Origin of the sequence: Zestosphaera sp., assembly GCA_038843015.1 — an archaeon.
Classification (GTDB): Archaea; Thermoproteota; Thermoprotei_A; order Sulfolobales; family NBVN01; genus Zestomicrobium.
Map to the genome: position 1 here is coordinate 103,327 of JAWBSH010000005.1, position 16,167 is coordinate 119,493.

Here is a 16,167-nt window from a genome sequence, read left to right on the forward strand (position 1 = left end):
AAATACTCACACCCTAAAACATTAAATCATCAGATTAATTAAATTAAGAACACAATGAAATACGAGAGGAGGTTGCGTGTTGCAGGCTCAGAAGATCGTGAGGAGCGTCAAAGAAGCTAAGGAGCTCTTCGAAGAATTGAGCAGTACTATGGAGTGTGGAGAAAGAGTTAAAGTAGCAGTTAAGAACGTGAGTGAAGTACAGAAGTACGTGGAACTCGTGATTAAGTCTGGATTATCACTCGTGGATATTGAGGAGGCAAATAATAATTACTACCTAATAATAGAGAACAGGTTTGGCAGTAGGTGCGTGCAGGATGTCTGAAGACGTAGAGATTGATAAACTAGACATAAAAATACTTGCTAAATTACTTGAAGACTCTAGGACTCCCTTCAGGCAATTAGCTCGCAACCTAAACGTAAGTGAGTCAACAATATATTTGAGAGTCAAGAAACTAAAGAACAGCAAGATCTTGAAGAACTACACGATAGACATAGACCTGAATAAGCTCGGCTTTCTACAGCAAGTGTATGTAGAGGTTAAGGTTGCTCCACAATACATGAAGAACATCATAGAAGAACTACGGGGAAAACCAAACGTCCTAGAAATTTACGAAGTAAGTGGTGAGTATCCACTCTTAATTAAGGTAGTTGCCACTAACAACGAGGAACTTTCTTCCGTAATAGACGAAATAGCTATGATTAAAGGAGTTACTGAAATGAAGGTAAGGTACGTCTTCAAAACCCTAGAAAGTAAGAACGTTAGTAAAGCGTTTTCAAGACTAAGTATTTAGGAGGATCCCTCACCGTAACTCACAAACCCAAACAAAATGAAAACTCAGTGACTTAAACAACAAAGAAACTGATTTTTGGGCTTATAGTTTCTTACTTCTCCCCTACTTTCATGAGGGAGTGATGTCATTCTTGCTCTTAAGTTGAGAATCTACTTTTTCAGTTTTCTAAGCAAGTAATCTACTATCTTAGGAGCAGGATTAATTCCCGTACCTGAGTAAAAGCCCTGCCAGTTAGGCATGGCGTTGACTTCGTAAACTACGTAGCCATCCTCTGTCTCACCCACATCAACTCCTGCGTAATCTAGTTTTAGAGTCTTGGTAGCTTTCATTGATATCTCTGCTAGCTCAGCATCAACTGGTGCTTTCTCAACTCTCGCACCCTGAGCCACGTTAGTTTTCCAAGTGTCTTCCGGTTTGTACCTGTATATCGCCCCCAGAATTTCATCACCTACTACGAAGACCCTCACGTCTCGGTCTCTAGATCTGGTGTATTTTTGTATTAAGAGTGGCTGGCTGTGACTAAGCCAAGTCTTGCCTATTATGTAGGCTATGTCAGGGTCTGTGACGAGTAGTGAGCCGTAACCCATGCTGCCTATCAAGGGCTTAATCACTGTCTTACCCCAAACTCTGACAGTCTCGCTCAACACGTAAACATCTTCAGTAATTTTAGTCTCAGGAACTCTTATCCCTGAGCTAGCTAGTAATTGAGTCGCTCTATACTTATCGCGAGCGTTCAGAAACCCCTCAGTACTATTAACTAGAAGCACGCCACTCATCTCAAACTGCTTCAGAGTATTCATTCTCTTTAGTAGAGTCTCCATACTCGCTACAGAACCGACTCCCCTAACTAAGCCACCGTCTATCTCGATTACATGTTCACTACCGTAGCTTATCCTTAGAGTACCGTCTCTCGAGACCTCACTGTTGAGTCTTGAGATCCTCAGATATAGGACGGAAATCCCTCTCCTTAACAACTCTGTAAGCAACTCTCTAGCAGACTGGGGAGGGACTGGAGCCTCATGAATTACAGCAACTCTCAAACCTCATTACCTCAAGTCTATTTAGCTTCAGCAACTATTTAAGAGTATACATGAATAAACATTACTAGAGTGAAGTACGTGATTGAGTGGGTATTGACGGCGATAGTAGTCACGTTAGTGTCGACCTATATCACAATAAATATTGAAAAAACTAAAGAGATAGTAGCTCCTGACATACACAAGCCTGATAAACCAAGAATACCTAAGACTGCCGGACCAGCATTCATAACGACCTTACTTGCTGGACTAGTCCTCTCGTTAACAAGTAACATGGTGTTAGTAGCCTACCACATCTTAGCAGCGATTATCGCGGGTATGATAGGATTATACGACGATTTCAAGGGTCTCAGAGCTTTGTGGAAAGTTGCTTTACTTACGCTCCCCTCACTACCAGTTTTGATAGGAGCTGCCTACATACCAAGACCTTACGTGCCGTTAGTCGGTCTTCTAAGAATACACATAGCGTACCCGTTGTTGTTGCCGCTAGCTTACACAGTATCTATAAACGCATACAACATGGTCGACACACATAACGGCATCGCAGCTACAGTAGCACTCACTTCATCAATAGCTCTACTAATATCTGCCGCCATTGACGGCCCTCAGCCACTCGACAGCGGACTTGTGTTTGCCTTGTTTGTCGTGTCACTCCTAATTAGTTACCTCCCCTTCAACATATATCCCTCAAAAATATTTAACGGGAATAGCGGGTCCTTCATATTAGGGTCTTTAGTAGCTTCTCAAGCCATACTATTAAGGAGAGAATACTTAGCACTCATGCTCCATATACCTCTAATAATTAACGGCTTCAGCATACTAGCTAGCATCGGCGGATTCAAAAACAAGGAGAGTATCCCAAGACCTGTAGTACTAACAGAAGACGTTAAGATAACTCCCAACACCTCAAGAAAAACTCCGGTGACGCTAGTTCAACTACTAGTTCTGAAGAATCCACTCACTGAAAAAGACTTAGTAAAGACATATAGTCTTCTCATATTCTTAAACACTGTCTTATCGCTAATAACATACTACATATTAACTAGAGTATAGTATAATGTCGTGTAAGACCGAACTTAATAGAGAATATAATAACCTCTCCCCGAGACTTCCGTCATCCAGAAACTCAGCTTGAGAGAAGTACTTAAGTCGTTTAATACCTTAGCGACCTCCTCAGCTTTTCTCCAGCTTTCAACAAAGCCGTAGATAGATGGCCCCCAACTACTCTGCCCCAACGCTGTGACGCCATTCTTACTTAATGTCTCGGCTATGAGAGAAGACGCTTCACTAGAATAAATGCCGCCCTGATACTTACTGAAGTATTGTCCTGCAAACAGCTGTATTTTAGATAAAGCCTTACTAAAGAGCTGAAAGTCGTTTAGTCTAACTGAAGTGATTAGATGGGTGAGGAGAGCGTAAAGTTCTGCTTGATTCTCGTGTGGCTCTATGTTACTTAACACGTTTTCTTCCTCTTTCTCATGAAAGCCTCTAACACCCTCAGGCACCACGATCAAAACTCTCCATCTAGGGGGTCTCAGCCTAAGTAGTAACTCAGGATACTTAATAATTCCATTACCTCGGAATACGCCAGTATCAGCTACAAAACCTCCATGCAAGAAAGTGTAGATTCCTATGCCTGAAACACGTCCTACACCCAGCTTCTTAGCTAAATGATCTAGGGAAGTCTTCTCTTCAATACAACCGAGAATTTTAAGTGACTTAAGTAGACCCATAACCAACTTAGTTTTTGACCCAAGACCAACATGATGTTTTAAGAAGCCGTTAATCTCTATGCTGACGCCTCTCTCAATATTAAGCGTTCTTAACACTTCTAAAACTATATTCTCAGATTCTGTAGTAGGGGTCTTGATAGAGGGGCTACTCTCAACATCTTTAGAAACCTTCATTACTAAGTAGGGTTCCTTCACAGCTACACCGGTAGACCCGAAGAAGTAGGGTAAGTCTCTATACCTGTAGAAGCCTAAGTGAAGTCTGTAAGGAATTCTTAACTTTACGCTACGTAGTCTATCCTGCATCCCCAGCTCAGCCTCATCAAGTCAATTAAGACTTTACACCAATAAAGTTTTCTCTTCTTTACCGGACTCGCCGGAGTCTCGTTCTTTAAGTTTGGCTTGGAGTACCTACCTACAACTCCTTCAAAATTAAAACCTATGAGCCCTACTTCAGCTGCTCCATTCTCGAGAGCTAAGTAAACAGCTCTATCCCCGTCTGTAAAGCCTCCGGAAAAACCTATGTTAGATGTCGAGAATAAGACTTGAGACGTGCCCAGAACTTTCTTCTCTTTTAGTATGGGAGTCCAAGACACTAATTTATCTATGTTATCTCCGTGAGCATGCACTACGATAAACCCATTAAAAGACACTAAGTCACTTAAGTTAACACCATCAAGGTCTGTGACTACTACTTGAGGCTCTACACCAGCATAGCGACAACACCTTAAAGCCCCGTCAGCAGCTACTACCACGTCGTAGAGACTCATAAACTTATGGACTTCCTTACAGCTGGGGCCAGCACCAACTACCAGAACTTTAGAGTCTTTAATGAGCTTCCTTAAATCTCTTAATACTTCATTCCGTGTCTTGCTAAACCCTTGCAGCACTACATTCAAGACCTCGGCTGCGGTGAAATCTTCTTCATGACTAAATCCGAACTCACGCCTAATGATGTCATGTAGTGAGGCCCATACTAGGCTGTTCAACACCAGCACCCAAACACAGACAAAACACGTAGAATATTAACTTTTGTTTAGTTGCTAAATATCTTGAGATTAGGGTGAGGAGAGATTGATTAACAAGTTCCTTAGGTTTAGATATCACGAATCAATAGTTGTAACTCTAAATGAGGAGTTAAGTCCTCACGTAGCTCCCATGGGTGTGGAGTATAGTGAGCCCTACTTAATACTCAGGCCTTACAGGAGTAGCAAGACTTACACGAACCTAGTTCTAAGACCCATGTTGTCTCTGAATTTCACGCATGACGCGAGATACTTTTTTAAAGCTATCTTCAAGCAAGAAGAAATAGATTTTGAGTTTAGTGGTTTAGAAAGACCACCAGTAATTAGAGGCAATTTTGATTTATACGTAGAGGGGCGGGCTAAACTCTTAGATTCAGCTGATGACAGAGCTGTCTTTCTGGTCACGGCAGAGAAGATCTATGAAGGTCTTGGGTCTAAGCTAGCCTTAAGTAGAGCTAATAACGCTTTACTTGAGGCGTTAGTCTACTACACTAAGATCGCCGCGTTAGTTAGTAAGGGAGATAAAGAGATACCAGAGTATCTAAACTTATTAAGAATAAACCTCAATTTAGTCAGGAAGCTAGGGAATCTCGAACTAGTAGAGATGGCTAACACCATCGAGAGTAAGTTAAGTGAGTTGCTAGGTGGTAAGTTGAGATGAGTTTAGCGAGAGCGATTATCTTAGGTTTAGTAGTCGGGCTTCTTCAAGGCTTCGTAGACACTTACGGATACGCGGTAACCGGCTACACTACGGCTGAGATAGCTGGTATAGTGTCTGCTATAATATTTCTCGTCGCGTATAGGGTGATTTTTAGGGAGACACCATCTGTTTTTGAACACTTCTTAGGGGTAATCATAGCCTCCGGAATCTCTATCTCAACGACTATAACTGCAGGAATGTACATTACTTACACTATGCTCAACACATACGGAGATACAGCAACTCTAGAGCTTCCTTCATGGACTTACTACGTAGGTTCTCTAAGTATTGATGTCTTACTGTTTTACTCATACGCTACGGCAGTATCTGTCTCAGGGTCTCTAATAGCCTACGTTTTCTACAAACACTACATAGAGAAAGAAAAACTACCTTACCCTATAGGCTCGTCCATAGCTAGAGTCATTCAAGTGGGTAAAGTCCTTAAGAGGGAGTACCTGGCACTAGCTCTCTCTATAGGCTTCTTAACACAGCTTTCCTTAATGTATTTAGGGGGCTTAACTCTTGACGTGACTTCTGTCATGCAAAAGATAATACCTGGGGCTGCCTTAGCCTTAACTCTAGACGTTTTTGTTTTAATGCTGGCGATACTAATACCCCTTAACACATCACTCGGGATAGGGATTGGTAACGTACTAACATACTTGCTCGTAACGCCTCTACTTGCTTCATTAGGTCTCCTAATATCTTTACCTTCTTTAGACAATCACGCACTAGCTACTGCTGCCGCCCCCTACATAGCCTCGCTAATCAGCGGCTTCTTAATAGTGGCGTCCTCATATTACATGATTACTGGCAGGGGTTACTTCAAGACCTCACTAAAGTACGTCTACTCAAGCAGGTATCTAATGCGTTACATGCTTTTCTCAGCTATCCTCATAAGTAGCTTAGTCGTCCCACTAATATACTTGCGTAAAGCCACGACAACAATGCTTCTAATCACTCCTGTTCTCGTAGCTCTCCACATATTCTTAACGATTTTCACTTTGAGAGTAGCCGGCGAGGCCGGGACTGTCTCGCAAGCAACACTGCCTCTAGCTACACTAACACTGTTTTTGTCAGGTGCTAGAGGAGCTACCCCGTACGTGTTGCTAGACCCCTATACTGGAGTGCCGATGCCGCAATTCGTGGCGGCCAACACCCTAAACTACGTCAAAGCTGGCAAGACTCTCGAGGTCAGAGCTGAGGTAGCGACTTTCTCGCTTGCTTTATTGATGCTCTTAGGAGCGCCGATAACTCTCCTCTACGGACACACACTACTCAACACATTCGGACTCACGTCACCTAAACTTAATTTGCTTAGGTGGGTACCTCTAGTCATGTGGATGAACAATCTCTATAAGGGGGACTTATCATCCTTCAATCTATACTCTATTCTTACAGGATTATTCTTGGCTTTTCTGTTAATAATAGTTTTCAGGTTTTTAGGTCTCAGTAACATCTCGTTATTCGGCATATTAATTGGGGTCACACTGACTCCGGACTTAGGAATACTCTTCTTAATTGCTTCAATCATTAAGTACGTGGCTTTTAGAATAGGAGTCGACGTTTACGAGTCTTTAATCACATACTCAAGCCTAGTCCTAGCAGGTGCTGGCTTAGGCGTAGCTACTTCAGTACTGATGAGCTTGGCGGGGGTGTTATAGTCATCAACACAGTAATATTCCTACTCGTTTATTTGTTAGTCACGCTAGCTGTGGGTTACGCAGCCATCAAATACGTTGAAGCAGAGTCAGGCATGCTTAGAGAATTTAAAGTAGTCATTAAAGCTAGACTAGCGAGAGTAGTTGGCATCTATAAGTTAAGCTTACTCATACTCAGAAAGTCTTTCACATACTTGATAATACTAGCCACGATCTTCTCTGTCATAACGTCAGGACTCAACACTAGATACGAGAACAACTTAGTTGTTATTAGAGACTCTTCAGTCGCGAGCACTCAGCACACAATACTGATCAGGTTTAGCAAGCCAGTCAGTGTTGAAGCTTGCTCAACCCTATTAAGTAATTTGAGCTTAGGAGGGCGTTGCACATACTTCTATAGAGTAATTTTAGATCGACCCTACCAGCTAGAGAAAAACAAGAAGTTAATATACGTCTTAATAGGGGTTGAAGAGACCGTACTGAAAGACTTGAGCCTCAACAGAGAACTACCTAAACTCACGTTTGGTTATAGTGAGCTCTCAGAAGAACTCACGAAAGACACTATATTAGTTGATGATAGGAGGATAGAGATTAATTTAATTCAAGTAGACAGTAACTTACTGAAAAGCTACACTATATTTTATAAAACTCCACTAGTACCTATTCAAGGATATGTAGGGGCAGAACCAATAACTGTGCCGTTACAGCATGTCTTAATATCAACCTATGATAACGTGATGGAGCTCGTGGGCAGTGAAGAACTAATGGCTACAGACATAGTAATAAATAATTTGAGTGAATCTCCCAACCTTATGAAGGTATTCGAGTTTCTTGAGGCGCGCTACCCTGTCACGGAGGCGGCTGTAGCTGGCGGCGGTTACGTGACTTACGTCTCAGAAACTCGGATACCGACACCTGACTCGTTAATTTCCGCTATTCTTTCATCAATAACTGCTTCAATCATAATAATATCAATCTTCTCTTCTACTACGCCCTACTTAAGAGAGTTGAGGAGCAAGATATCTTTCATGGGTTTTCAGCCGTGGGCTATGACAATAATAATAGTTAGCTACACGTTCACCTCAATAATGTTTCCAGGACTCCTCACACTAACGTACGTGTTTGTTTCGATGGGTAGTGCGTCAACACTGAACTCAGTAGTGACCTTGATTATCTCGTGGATTGCTTCGACAACATACATAATTCTGAGGGTTAAGCCGGAAAAGCTGGTTACAGAAGCTTACATGCCGCCGACACCCAGGTATGTTTTAATGTCTTCTATTACTGACATAAATAAGCTGGTTGAATTCGTCATCAAGTTAATCAAGACAAACGAGTTCTTCACTGTCGAGGACGTCGAGTGGAGGATTGAGGGAGATGAGGCCTTCATTCACGCTAAGATGAATTACGTAGATTCTTGGGGTTCTGGAATAGACTTAACGATATTCATAAACGTCACTAGCGAGAGGTCATACATAAACATAAGTAGTGTAGTGTTCGGGGTTGAGGAAGTGTCTGAGAGCATGAGTAGGAGTATTAACGCTCTAGCTATATCTAGGATAGTAGGTGGTGTCAAAGCTTGGGAAGCAACGTTTTCGTAATTTTTATTAAGACAGTTACTAAAGGTTCGGGACTTAAGATATCAGTGATTATTTCAATCAACTTACTCGTAATATTGTTTTTCAGGAGTAACGCTCTAATACCTTACTTCACTATGTTGCTTAGTATGGCGGCCTCGGCTGCAGTAGTAATAGTTGATTCAAGACTCCACTCAATACTCTTATACGTGCTCTTCGTTTACGGCTTGAGACCTAACAGTGTGAGGTTACTTATATTACTTTACTCGTTGTTAGTAGCTAGCGTGCTCTCACTACCTTACTTAGCAGTCGACGTGCTAAGCTTCTCACTAGCTCTAACCCTAACGTTCTTTATAGTCTTAACCACGTTAAGCTTGATCTACAAACGCGTCAGAGATACTGCCACCATCCCCCAAATATAACACCTCTTAAGTCTATAATTTACGGTGGGGAGGCTATGGAAGAAGTCGTTGTTCTCTTGAAAGACGTGTGGAAGACATATGATGAAGGGAATAATAAGGTAGTGATACTCAAGAAAATTAACGCTTCTTTCAAGAGGGGAGAAATAATAGGTATACACGGGCCCAGCGGCTCCGGCAAAACAACTCTACTCAAGCTGATAGCTGGACTCATAAGACCTGACAGAGGAGAAGTAATTGTTGATGGGTATAACCTCAACATGTTAGACGAGAACGGGTTAGCGATGATCAGGAATACTGTGGTTAGCTACATACCTCAAGACTACGGAGTGATTGACGAATTCACAGTCTTCGAGAACGTTGAGTTGCCTATGCTTATTGCTGGAGTAAGTAAAGAAGAAAGAAGTAGGAGAGTTAAAGAAGTCCTAGATTATATAGGACTACACAATAAAGTCAACGTGAAAACTAAGCTCTTGAGTGGCGGTGAGAGGCAGAGAGTAGCTATCGCCAGAGCTCTAGTCATGACCCCCTCAGTACTGCTGGCAGATGAGCCGACAGCTAACCTAGACTGGAATACTGCCCTGAAAGTAATAGAACTATTTAAGAACATAAGAGAAGACTTCAAAACAACTATAATTATAGTCACGCACGACCCAAGACTTCTAGACTTAATGGACAGGTCACTCACGCTAATGGACGGCTACCTGAAAGACACAACATACAAACGTAAAGAACTGTAAACTAGTAGGGATGTAGTGGACTTGTTTGAGTCTTAGAGGTCTAGTAACCAACTAAGCTAAGTTCTAAGCAGTAACTCCTCACTTGCGCAAGGCACCCTACTCTTTAACTCTGTGTAGTGGATATTGCATAACCTGAAGTCTTTCTTATCTACGTCAGCCAAGCTGTTGCTGAAGCTCATGACGCAAGACTTGTTCTTACAATGTCTTAATCCGAAGACGTGACCTACCTCATGCACTATCTCTTTCCTCATCCTAGTCAAGAATCCTTTCTTAGACACACTGATCCTTAGTCTAATCACGTACACCGTCGCTACGTTGAGTTCAGGCAACGCTATACCGAAAATAAAATTTAGTGGATCTACGTAAGCGTCTATATTCATGACCCCAAGAACTACTGAGTTCTTTAAAACACGTAGCGAGTTTACCCACTTAGCTGTTGAGAACCCGTCGTACTGGTGCCTAACTAAATTAAAGAAAGATTCTGGTATCTCACTAAGAACTCTTACCTCGACCCTCTTAGGGCTGAAGAATTGTAAAGTGTTAACTACTTCATCAGCTTCTTCAGAGCTTAAGCCGTGAGTAAACACCTCGAAAACTAGACTCTCACAACTGTTTAAGCTCTCCGCAGGAAGTCTGCTGTCTTGATGGTTTCGCTTACTAAACCAGCGGCGACTCATGAAATCCTCACTATCTCTATCTCCGGCTTATAGTCTTTAAGGGCTTCAGAAAGTTTAGTAGTTAGTCTAGTTATGTCGCTCGCTCTTATGGGTAGCTTAGCCGGCACTAAACTCACCATAATCTCGACTCTCTGCGGATCTACCATCCTGAGTAAAGTGCTCTCAGCTTCTACCCTAAACAACATGTCTCTAGCTACATCACTCACCTTATTAACTATCCTGCTACAGTCGAAATCACCTGTACTAGCTAGCCCGTGTATTACGCTTAACCCAAGCCTCATAACTACGTGTGGTTGTCTAGCCCTGTAGACGGAGTTAGATAAGACCGTATTAGGGACATATATCTTGTTACCGAAAACGTCTTCGAGCGTGGTATTGAAGGGTGAGATGTCGAGTATTCTGCAAGTTAATGGCTTATCTATGCCTGGCAAGTACACTTCAACCCAGGGGTTTCTCTTCAGCCTCATTAACTGAATGTTTATGTATGCTGAGAACTCTCTTACCTCGTTATAGAAGAGCAGTAGGGAGAGTATCGCTATCACGAAAACTACCACGTAGGGAACTAGAGACGCCGTAACTATACCTACTACTCCTATGAGAATCATTACTGCAATCACTATGTCTACTATCCTAGTAACGAGTATTCTCGTTCCTTGAGAAATAACTCCTCTTTTAGCTATGTTAGTGAGTAGCCAAGAAAAAATAAACCTGAGAGCTACAGCAACCACTACTAATATGATTATCAACATGAAATCCTGAAATGAGAGAGGCAAGCCTAAGGAGATGTTTTCTAGCGGGCCATCCACCCCTAAACTACCTCGCCTGATTTATATTTGTTGAGAGACTTATTAAGTTGCTAGGAGTTTAGAGCAGTAAGCCGAGGTGCTAGCCTTTAAAAATCTCGGAAATTACGTTTATGTCTGATGTCTTAGCTAGTATGTAGAGTAGGTAACCCTCCTTAATAACTTCATCTTTGCTCGGCACATACAATCTAGTCCCGTCAAACACGAACAACACCTTCACGTCTTCAGGCAACTGCAGCTCGTCTATCCTCTTATTAACGGCTTTATCTGTTCCTGAAGTTGTTAAGCAGTAGATCTTGTACTCATCTACCTCCCCTACAAGTCTTGGCTGAAGTAAGGTCTGTAAGTAAGTCTTTATGAAACCACTTATGATTGTAGGAACTATGATAGGCACGCCTAACTCTAGCTTAGAGACTACCTCCCCCACCCTAACGCTCTTGACTCTGGCTAGCCTGACTGCCGAGCCGTAATGCCTAGCTATAGTTAAAGCAAAAACATTGACTTCTTCACGGTCTGTCAAGGCTAACACAGCATCGAATTCACTGAGAGGTGTTAGAGACGCGATCTGAGACTCGTAGAGAGAAATGTCTCTAGCATCTCCCTTAATGACTATGACGTCGAAAGCCTTACTGATCTCTTCTGCTTTCTCAGCGTCTACCTCAACAACGATGACTTCATTTCTCTTAAGCTCTCTCTCAGACTCGAAAGCTTTAAGTAATTCCTGAGTTACTGGACCGCCACCAATAATTAAAATCCTCATTACCACACCAAAATATATAGCTAAACACACGTTTTTAAATGACTAGCTAATGGACGCGCTCGCAAAACACTTTGAGTTGAGTGACTTAATACTTTCGTCGCGCTGCCAGACTCCTCAATACAAGTAGTGGTGTGAACTCAAGCCTACCTACATACATAGCTAGTATCAACAAGATCTTAGCTGCTGGCGGTGCTGTAGGAGTAATCACTTCAACACTTAAGCCAACACAACTTAATGCTGAGACTGTCTCAAATAAAGTGTCAATAAATAGGTACTCGCTACTGAATAATGTTATGAGTGATGATATGACGAACGCAAATACTGCGTATAGGACTATCAGCATGAAAGAAATAGATACTTCGTCGTCACTTACACTCTGGCCCTGTATCACGACTCTCTTAACAACTGAGGGTGGTAAAACTATCTTCTCCGTATAGATATTCAGCTTCTTGAGGAGCATTATGAGTCTGAGGGTTTTTATTCCGCCCGCAGTAGAGAAAGTCATCCCCCCGAAAAACATTCCGAGTATCAGTAAAGACTTAGTAAAGTCTCTTAAACTCTTTAAAGAGCCTATGTTAAATCCTGTAGTGCTCATCCCTGATACCTGATTAAAGAACCCACTCAAGAAGTCTCTCTCTTCGAGAACGTAATATGTAGCTCCCGTAATCACTGAAAGAATGATTAGTATGAAGATGAAGTACCTCAACTCCTCTGACTTGAGTACTTCTCTGAAGTTACCCGTGACTAAGTTGTAGAGTACTACGAAGTTGAAAGCTCCTAGAATCATGAAGACTATGAATGGGGTTATTGAGTTTGGGGAGCCCGCGTATATTGCGTTGTAGCCTTCGCTATACGTGGACATGCCTCCAGTAGCTATAGTAGTCATTATGTGTGTTAACGCGTCGAAAGGTGTTAGTCCTGACAAAACGTATGAAACAAAACCTACTAGAGTTAATGTGACGTATACTAGGATTAGCCTCTTCGCGGTCTCATACATGTTCATGCCTATTCTTATCGGTCTTTCAAGACCGTAAACAGCTCTAGCAGTCTCGTAGAAGTAGGGTATCACGATCATGGCAAACACCACTATCCCTAACTCACCACTCCACTGCATAAGCGCCCTCCACATCAAGATAGATTTTTTCAGTGTAGAGGGGTTTAAGACCGTGAATCCAGTGCCCGTAAAACCACTCATGCTTTCGAAGAAAGCGTCAATAAAGTCTATCTTAACTTCAATCATCAAGATTAAGGCGCTTAAGGCAGGTATTATTAACCAAGCTAGTGAAGCTACTAAGAGAGACTCAATCACTGTTAAGCTCTGAGCCTTCTTAAAAGACATGTACCCAATAATCACTAAAGCAACACCAAGTATTAGGAAAGAGTAGCTTAACTCATCACCTACTATCAAGTCAGTAAGTGGTATTAGAGTCATTAAGAAACCCACTATAGCTAGCAAGCCAGAGAGAGCGAACAAAACGTTTTTTAAACGCATTCGAGAGCCCAATATTAGCTCATAAGAAGCCTTAATAATATTTCCGGCAACTCCATACGTTGAGCGTCCTTAATCAGTCTTATATCCTCGCGTAGCGTAATGAATACTTGGTGGTTAGATTAATCTCGTCGTGTGAGGAAGCCGAGATCAAGGTTGTCGGGAAGTCTGTATTTATAAAGCTTAAGTCAGGAGCTACTGCCTTCATACCTATTGATCAGGTCTGCACAGCTTTAGAGAAGTTCAGGATTTGCCCCCCGAAAGACTCTAAGATCAAGTGTAGCTAAGTGTGTAGTGTGTTTAACTCTTCAATCTTCTGCTTTATTAAGAGGGCGTCGCTTTCTAGACTCGGAGACTCACATATTATGACTCCCTCAACGTTGTAGTTCTTCAAGGCCTTGACCGCGTCAACCCAGTTAAATCTCGAGTCTTTGAAGTCTAAGTGTCTTTTCTCTCCCCTATCACCGTACTCTATGCCCGAGAGATGTATGTGCATGTTTTTCAAAGCTTCCTTGCCTAACCTAGCTTCTACTAATTCAAGAATCTCTTCAAATTCTCTCAGTTTGTTTATAGTTCCTCTACTCCTTGCGTAGAGGTGTGCGAAGTCGAGGGCTATGTGCGCCATCTCAACACCCTCGACAACAGCTATTACCTCTTCAAGAGACCCGAACTCTGCTAACCCACCCATTGTCTCGGGTCTTACCCAGATCTTGACTCCCTCGTCAATCAGCTTAGAAACAACGTTCTTGAGTATATTCCTCACGACACTCACTGCTGTTTCAGAACTTAGCTTGCCATAATAGCCGGGGTGGAAGACTAGTGACCAGGCGCCAGCAAGATACCCAACTCTAGCTGAGTTAAGTATCCTCTCGACAGACTCTCTAACTGTTTTCTCCTCCTTAGACAGTAAGTTGATGTAGTATGGTGCGTGAACACTGAGAACAACACCCACCTCAGAAGCTACCTCCTTAAGAGAGGGAGCGTCCTCAGACTTAAGCCACACACCCCTCACAAACTCAATCTCCATAGCACTTAAGCCAAGCTCCCTAACCACTCTAACACCCCTCACTACCCCGGAACCCTTAGCAGATAAAGGAATGCCTGCAGGACCAACAAACAAACCACCAAGACCCAAACAAACCACCACATAAATATGAACTAAGAAAACATAAAACTACAAAACAGACAGAAAATAAGAAAACAAAGTGGTAGCGGGGGGTGGATTTGAACCACCGACCTCGGGGTCTCACACGACCCTCAGTAGACCCATAAATCCTAAAACAACCATACCTTATAAAGTTTTCGCCTAGAAACACAAGCCACAAAATAAGAAGAGAAACACAATTTAAAGCTCTATTACGCATAGTAGTAAAGGGGCCCGTAGCCCAGTCAGGATAGGGCGCCGGCCTCCGGAGCCGGAGGTCCCGGGTTCAAATCCCGGCGGGCCCGCTTATACCCATGCATGGTGATGGCTTGTAAAACCATCGTTTTAAACAGTTTCTGCGGACTGCCAGAGCACGAAGCCCGAGATGTATATCAACATTCCAGTGATGTGCAGAAGAACGAGATTAACATAACACGCTATGAGTTTAGATGGTTTACTCATGTTGTTGAAATCTCTAGGTTATAATGCTGACTAAAATTAATGAATTTTAGTATGACTACCTGATCTTTCTTCAGGACCTCATATAGGGTATTGCGAATAAACTCGTTTGTAAAATCATAAGTGGCTACCTATCTCGCTTCCTAGAAACTAAGCTCTAAACTACGTAACAAAGGAAAACCTAGGAAAATACAATATTAAAGCTTAGTTAGTATAGTCTTTATATGGAGGAGAATTAGTTGTGGTGAGTACTAAATGAGGGGTGAGGCTTTAAGATGGTTTAATGAGGCTTTGTGGGATCTTGATACAGCCAAAATTCTATATAGGGAGAGGAGATTTAATGCGGCTGCATTCTACTCTCACCAAGCAGCTGAAAAGGCTTGTAAGGCGCTTCTCTACAATGTTAATGAGGCTCCATGGGGGCATAGTGTTAGGGAGCTCCTCGCACGGTACTATAGTAGACTCGGTGAGACTCCCCCAAATGACCTTATGACCTATGCGAGAGAATTGGATAGGCATTATATACCGTCTAGGTATCCAAACGCCCATCCAGCTGGAACGCCTCACGAAGCCTATGACGAAGAGACTTCGAGAAGGGCTCTAGACGCGGCTGAGAGAGTGATTCAATTTGTCAAAAACGTACTTAGACTATGAAGGGTTATCAGAAGTTATTAAGAGGATTTTAAGCAGTTTTAAAGCATATGCAGTGATACTTTTTGGTTCTCGCGCTAGAGGGGATTATAAGCCGTGGAGCGATTACGATATATTGATAATAGCTGATTTTAGAGAGAGATACCTAGATAGGATAGGAAATATTTTAGAGTTAGTAAGCAACATAAATATAAACATAGAACCCCACCCATACACTCTTAATGAAGCTACTGAAATGCTTAAGAAGGGGAATCCAATAATTATTGATGCGCTTTCGGAAGGTATAATCCTATATAGTAGGGAGGAATTTAAGGAACTTCTCAAACTTTATGAAGAACTTCTGAGAAAAGGACTTAAAAAATCAGAAACCTCGGTGATTATACCACCTACTACCTAAGCTAACCTTCTTCCCACCCTAAAGGGCGAGGCTTTCGGGTTGCGAGTTTGTATTAAGTGATGTCATCACCTCATCTCTTTCCCCGTATCCCACATCTTGCGTACTTG

The 16,167-nt window shown here is 42.3% G+C and carries 19 protein-coding genes and 1 tRNA gene; 12 read left to right on the top strand and 8 right to left on the bottom strand.

What is annotated here, in order from left to right; genetic code table 11:
- The first annotated feature begins 79 nt into the window (after nucleotides 1–79).
- Together QXL29_05140 and QXL29_05145 are read left to right on the top strand one after the other, a co-directional pair.
- The gene (locus QXL29_05140; protein ID MEM2283977.1) at nucleotides 80–322 is read left to right on the top strand and encodes a hypothetical protein; all 243 of its coding nucleotides are present in this window, start codon (nucleotides 80–82) and stop codon (nucleotides 320–322) included.
- Nucleotides 315–791, top strand: a complete 477-nt coding sequence (locus QXL29_05145) for an Lrp/AsnC family transcriptional regulator (GenBank protein MEM2283978.1) — start codon at nucleotides 315–317, stop codon at nucleotides 789–791. The genes QXL29_05140 and QXL29_05145 overlap by 8 nt, the downstream gene beginning before the upstream one ends.
- A 149-nt stretch (nucleotides 792–940) precedes the next feature.
- Here QXL29_05145 and QXL29_05150 read toward each other — a convergent pair whose 3' ends face one another.
- Complete coding sequence (locus tag QXL29_05150) at nucleotides 941–1,831, bottom strand: RimK family alpha-L-glutamate ligase (GenBank protein MEM2283979.1); 891 nt, start codon at nucleotides 1,829–1,831, stop codon at nucleotides 941–943.
- A gap of 69 nt (nucleotides 1,832–1,900) precedes the next feature.
- Between QXL29_05150 and QXL29_05155 the strand changes: the two genes are divergently transcribed.
- Nucleotides 1,901–2,881 (top strand): hypothetical protein, encoded by a 981-nt coding sequence (locus tag QXL29_05155; GenBank protein ID MEM2283980.1) that lies wholly within the window; start codon nucleotides 1,901–1,903, stop codon nucleotides 2,879–2,881.
- A 23-nt stretch (nucleotides 2,882–2,904) separates the two neighbouring features.
- On the opposite strand, the gene QXL29_05160 is transcribed toward QXL29_05155, so the two are convergent.
- Together QXL29_05160 and QXL29_05165 are read right to left on the bottom strand one after the other, a co-directional pair.
- Nucleotides 2,905–3,864, bottom strand: a complete 960-nt coding sequence (locus QXL29_05160; GenBank protein MEM2283981.1) for a hypothetical protein — start codon at nucleotides 3,862–3,864, stop codon at nucleotides 2,905–2,907.
- A complete protein-coding gene (locus QXL29_05165; protein ID MEM2283982.1) occupies nucleotides 3,840–4,547 on the bottom strand; it encodes a 6-hydroxymethylpterin diphosphokinase MptE-like protein in 708 nt (235 codons plus the stop codon). Before QXL29_05165 ends, QXL29_05160 begins: the two co-directional genes overlap by 25 nt.
- Before the next feature lie 85 nt (nucleotides 4,548–4,632).
- Here QXL29_05165 and QXL29_05170 point away from each other — a divergent pair, with 85 nt between their 5' ends.
- Genes QXL29_05170 through QXL29_05190 form a run of 5 tightly spaced genes read left to right on the top strand, consistent with a single transcriptional unit; the run spans nucleotide 4,633 to nucleotide 9,680 of the window.
- Nucleotides 4,633–5,244, top strand: a complete 612-nt coding sequence (locus tag QXL29_05170; GenBank protein MEM2283983.1) for a DUF447 family protein — start codon at nucleotides 4,633–4,635, stop codon at nucleotides 5,242–5,244.
- Entirely contained in the window at nucleotides 5,241–6,947 is a 1,707-nt protein-coding gene (locus tag QXL29_05175) for a hypothetical protein (protein ID MEM2283984.1), read from the top strand. The genes QXL29_05170 and QXL29_05175 overlap by 4 nt, the downstream gene beginning before the upstream one ends.
- A 32-nt stretch (nucleotides 6,948–6,979) precedes the next feature.
- A complete protein-coding gene (locus QXL29_05180) occupies nucleotides 6,980–8,545 on the top strand; it encodes a hypothetical protein (GenBank protein ID MEM2283985.1) in 1,566 nt (521 codons plus the stop codon).
- Nucleotides 8,524–8,943 carry a hypothetical protein gene (locus QXL29_05185; protein ID MEM2283986.1) on the top strand — a complete coding sequence of 140 codons (420 nt, stop codon included), beginning with the start codon at nucleotides 8,524–8,526 and terminating at the stop codon, nucleotides 8,941–8,943. The genes QXL29_05180 and QXL29_05185 overlap by 22 nt, the downstream gene beginning before the upstream one ends.
- Nucleotides 8,944–8,978: 35 nt before the next feature.
- A complete protein-coding gene (locus tag QXL29_05190) occupies nucleotides 8,979–9,680 on the top strand; it encodes an ABC transporter ATP-binding protein (protein MEM2283987.1) in 702 nt (233 codons plus the stop codon).
- Between the two features lie 56 nt (nucleotides 9,681–9,736).
- Here the strand turns inward: QXL29_05190 and QXL29_05195 are convergent, their stop codons facing one another.
- From QXL29_05195 to QXL29_05210, 4 genes are all read right to left on the bottom strand, one after another.
- Nucleotides 9,737–10,357 (bottom strand): hypothetical protein, encoded by a 621-nt coding sequence (locus QXL29_05195; protein MEM2283988.1) that lies wholly within the window; start codon nucleotides 10,355–10,357, stop codon nucleotides 9,737–9,739.
- Nucleotides 10,354–11,163, bottom strand: coding sequence for a hypothetical protein (locus QXL29_05200; GenBank protein ID MEM2283989.1), 810 nt, complete (start codon nucleotides 11,161–11,163; stop codon nucleotides 10,354–10,356). The genes QXL29_05195 and QXL29_05200 overlap by 4 nt, the downstream gene beginning before the upstream one ends.
- Before the next feature lie 79 nt (nucleotides 11,164–11,242).
- A complete protein-coding gene (locus QXL29_05205) occupies nucleotides 11,243–11,920 on the bottom strand; it encodes an NAD-binding protein (protein MEM2283990.1) in 678 nt (225 codons plus the stop codon).
- An 85-nt stretch (nucleotides 11,921–12,005) separates the two neighbouring features.
- Nucleotides 12,006–13,412: a TrkH family potassium uptake protein gene (locus tag QXL29_05210; GenBank protein MEM2283991.1), complete on the bottom strand. Its 1,407-nt coding sequence runs from the start codon at nucleotides 13,410–13,412 to the stop codon at nucleotides 12,006–12,008.
- 110 nt (nucleotides 13,413–13,522) lie between these two features.
- Between QXL29_05210 and QXL29_05215 the strand changes: the two genes are divergently transcribed.
- A complete protein-coding gene (locus tag QXL29_05215) occupies nucleotides 13,523–13,696 on the top strand; it encodes a hypothetical protein (protein ID MEM2283992.1) in 174 nt (57 codons plus the stop codon).
- Here QXL29_05215 and QXL29_05220 read toward each other — a convergent pair.
- The gene (locus tag QXL29_05220; protein MEM2283993.1) at nucleotides 13,693–14,544 is read right to left on the bottom strand and encodes a TIM barrel protein; all 852 of its coding nucleotides are present in this window, start codon (nucleotides 14,542–14,544) and stop codon (nucleotides 13,693–13,695) included. The genes QXL29_05215 and QXL29_05220 overlap by 4 nt on opposite strands.
- Nucleotides 14,545–14,783: 239 nt before the next feature.
- Between QXL29_05220 and QXL29_05225 the strand changes: the two genes are divergently transcribed.
- The 3 genes from QXL29_05225 (at nucleotide 14,784) to QXL29_05235 (ending at nucleotide 16,060) form a co-directional block, all read left to right on the top strand.
- Nucleotides 14,784–14,858, top strand: a tRNA-Arg gene (locus tag QXL29_05225).
- Between the two features lie 409 nt (nucleotides 14,859–15,267).
- Nucleotides 15,268–15,666, top strand: a complete 399-nt coding sequence (locus tag QXL29_05230; protein MEM2283994.1) for a HEPN domain-containing protein — start codon at nucleotides 15,268–15,270, stop codon at nucleotides 15,664–15,666.
- Nucleotides 15,641–16,060, top strand: a complete 420-nt coding sequence (locus QXL29_05235) for a nucleotidyltransferase domain-containing protein (protein ID MEM2283995.1) — start codon at nucleotides 15,641–15,643, stop codon at nucleotides 16,058–16,060. The genes QXL29_05230 and QXL29_05235 overlap by 26 nt, the downstream gene beginning before the upstream one ends.
- Nucleotides 16,061–16,167 lie beyond the last annotated feature (107 nt).

Excerpts from the sequence above, each read along its gene's own strand:
- QXL29_05210 (MEM2283991.1), bottom strand. The coding sequence starts at position 13,412 with ATGCGTTTAAAAAACGTTTTGTTCGCTCTCTCTGGCTTGCTAGCTATA.
- QXL29_05145 (MEM2283978.1), top strand. The coding sequence starts at position 315 with ATGTCTGAAGACGTAGAGATTGATAAACTAGACATAAAAATACTTGCT.
- QXL29_05205 (MEM2283990.1), bottom strand. The coding sequence starts at position 11,920 with ATGAGGATTTTAATTATTGGTGGCGGTCCAGTAACTCAGGAATTACTT.
- QXL29_05195 (MEM2283988.1), bottom strand. The coding sequence starts at position 10,357 with ATGAGTCGCCGCTGGTTTAGTAAGCGAAACCATCAAGACAGCAGACTT.
- QXL29_05175 (MEM2283984.1), top strand. The coding sequence starts at position 5,241 with ATGAGTTTAGCGAGAGCGATTATCTTAGGTTTAGTAGTCGGGCTTCTT.
- QXL29_05230 (MEM2283994.1), top strand. The coding sequence starts at position 15,268 with ATGAGGGGTGAGGCTTTAAGATGGTTTAATGAGGCTTTGTGGGATCTT.
- QXL29_05190 (MEM2283987.1), top strand. The coding sequence starts at position 8,979 with ATGGAAGAAGTCGTTGTTCTCTTGAAAGACGTGTGGAAGACATATGAT.
- QXL29_05160 (MEM2283981.1), bottom strand. The coding sequence starts at position 3,864 with ATGCAGGATAGACTACGTAGCGTAAAGTTAAGAATTCCTTACAGACTT.